A 2,449-nucleotide genomic window follows, 5' to 3' on the forward strand; every position below is an offset into this window, starting at 1 on the left:
ATGGTCAGGTCGGGATCGAAAATGCCGTCGAGCTCCGGCATCGGCAGGCCGTCCCTGGTCCAGCGACCATCGCCATCGGCGGCAAGAACAAGCGTGCGGCCGCTACCGATCATATCGACAACGACACGCCTGGCGTGCCAGCCGACATCGCAAGCGATGCGGTAACGGACGGCAAAAGGCGTTTGCCCGGAGCAGACTGCGACAGAGTCGGCCGAGACCTCCCCTGCCCGCTCCTGCAGCACCAAATGTTCGAGACCCGGTCCGTCCCACTCGCGCCAACGTATGATCTTCACATCTTCCGACATCAGCCCAACACCTCCATGGCGAACTGGACGCTAGTTTGTACCCGGTGGCTGATAGGGGCCGCCCGGCACACCCCAGCCCCAGGCCGGCATCGGTTCCGTCTGCGGATCGCAGGTTTCGCCGAGATTGGAGTTCATCTTGGCCAGGCGCGATCCCCATTCGACATAGCCCATGAAGGCCGAACGGAATTCCGGATCGTCAGGCAGGCCGACCGCGTCGGCGGCATCGGCCAGGAGGCTGATCCAGCGGCGGCGCTGCTCCTCGCTCAGATGCTTGCCCAGATGGTGCATGACCATCTCGCGGTGGCCGCCGAACTGCTCGCTGTAGGTCTTCGGTCCGCCGAAAACCTCGCCGATGAAGGCCGCGACATGGGCGGGGTGATCCGGCGACATGGTCTTGAACACCGGCCCAACGATCGGGTCCTGCGCCACCTTGTCATAGAAGGTCTGGGTGAGCCGGTTCAAGGCCTCGCTGCCGCCGGCCCATTCGTAGAGTGTCGGGATATCCTGGCCCATTCTCGATCCTCCGCCTGCCTGAAGCCGCCAGCAGCGACGATAGCGGAAAAATCGAAAGCGGCTCAACCTGCCTCGATGGCCAGTTTCGGGCTCCGTCGCCCACTACAATTTGGCCGGCGCGTCAGCCTCGGCATTGGCGGAAGGCCGGATCCGGCAATTCTCGGGTCTTGGCACCGCCTCGCAAATGGTGGCGCCGGTCAGCGCGTCGACCGATTGCAGGCTCGTCGTCAGGCCAACCTTCAGCATCATGTCGGGTTCCAGCCGGCGCTCGACCGAGCGCCGCTCGATCGCCGCGAACAGGGCGGAACTGATCGCCATCTCCTCGAGATAGGCCTTAACCATCAGCTTTTGCCCCATCGGGTAGAGGCTAAGTCGCGCCTGGGGACCGACAAGCCGCCTGATGCCGCCGGCAAGCATGAACGCGCAGGCCGAATCGCACTCCACGCCCGCATCGATGCTCAGCCCGGCATAGGCGCCCTCCTTGGCCAGGCAATTCCACGCTCCTGGGTCACAGCCGACGAAATCGGTGCGGCCAACGGCGACGTCGAGATTCTTTTCATGGATAAGCCGTCCCGCCGCCAGGGCGCTGAACAGGTCGCCTCCCTTCGAGCTGATCACGACAGGCAGTTGCCGTTTGCCGAGCGTGGCGAGCAGCTGGCGCAGCTTCTGCGGGGTCTGGGGGGTGATCGCGCCTTCCGCCGAGATCCATTCCGGGCAGTCTGGATTGCAGAGCGGATTGGTGCCGCGAACGACAACGAAGCGCATGTCTTCATCGCGCCGCGCCGCCTCGGGTTCGATCGCTGGCGGAGTAGGCCTGGCCGCGGTCGCCATCAGGCCATCAGGCTTGTTCCCCGGCACTTCCCGGCTATTCGTGGCCAGGCGGCCGGGTTCGCACAGGCTCGCCGCGGTCAACAGGCCCACGGCGTCCGTGCTGGTGACCAGCTTCATCGCCAGCATGTCATCGAGGGCGATCTGGTGGATTTCGCTGGCCGGGGTGCCCTTCATCGTTTCGAGCATGCTTTGTTCGATGCCCATCTGGTCCAGGTAGGCCGCCAGCTTTTTCTCCACCGACTTGCTCATTTCGTAGGTCTTGTAGCTGCCGGCGTTCTTGCGGCTGACGATCTTCGTGTTGAGGATCTTCTTCTTGCCCCCGACGATCCGGTAGGTGGTCCGGTATTGCAATTTCGTGCGGATGTAGGTCGTGGTGATCTGATGGACGCCGAGATAGGCCCATTCGCCAGCCACTCGCCTGATGCCGCCGGCAAACATCAGAGGACAGGCGGAATTGCACATGGCGCCATAGTCGATGACATCGCCGAAGTAGCGGGCGTCACGGTCCTGGCACCCCTTCGCGTCGGGCTGGCAGCTGGAAAACACCGTCTTGCCGATGGCGATATCGAGCTTGTTCTTGCGGATCAGCCGGCCAAGCGTCAGCGCCGCCTCGACATTGCCGCCGGGAGAATCCACGACAACAGGCAGTTTCCGCCCGCCAAGCGTCTTCAGCATGCGTTTGAAGAGCGCCGGAGTTCCGGCTTCTATGGAGCCCTCGGCCGATATCCATTCCGGACAGATCGGCTCGCACCCCGCTGCGTTGCTGCGGACAATGCCGAACCGCATCGTCGGCCCAAGAT

General features: G+C 63.7%; 3 protein-coding genes. All 3 read right to left on the reverse strand.

The window, feature by feature from the left end; translation table 11 throughout:
* Nucleotides 1-305: putative glycolipid-binding domain-containing protein (locus EN914_RS32100; RefSeq protein WP_206527291.1), on the reverse strand; the 305-nt coding region annotated here is incomplete at its 3' end.
* A gap of 30 nt (nucleotides 306-335) precedes the next feature.
* Nucleotides 336-818: a group II truncated hemoglobin gene (locus tag EN914_RS32105; protein ID WP_024505637.1), complete on the reverse strand. Its 483-nt coding sequence runs from the start codon at nucleotides 816-818 to the stop codon at nucleotides 336-338.
* A gap of 102 nt (nucleotides 819-920) precedes the next feature.
* Nucleotides 921-2,435, reverse strand: coding sequence for a hypothetical protein (locus EN914_RS32110; protein ID WP_127389533.1), 1,515 nt, complete (start codon nucleotides 2,433-2,435; stop codon nucleotides 921-923).
* Nucleotides 2,436-2,449 lie beyond the last annotated feature (14 nt).

Origin of the sequence: Mesorhizobium sp. M7A.F.Ca.CA.001.08.2.1, from assembly GCF_003998455.1 — a bacterium.
In the GTDB taxonomy this organism is placed as follows: Bacteria; Pseudomonadota; Alphaproteobacteria; order Rhizobiales; family Rhizobiaceae; genus Mesorhizobium; species Mesorhizobium ciceri.

Bases quoted from the DNA above. Each gene is read 5' to 3' on its own strand.
- EN914_RS32105 (WP_024505637.1), bottom strand. From the start codon at position 818: ATGGGCCAGGATATCCCGACACTCTACGAATGGGCCGGCGGCAGCGAG.
- EN914_RS32110 (WP_127389533.1), bottom strand. From the start codon at position 2,435: ATGCGGTTCGGCATTGTCCGCAGCAACGCAGCGGGGTGCGAGCCGATC.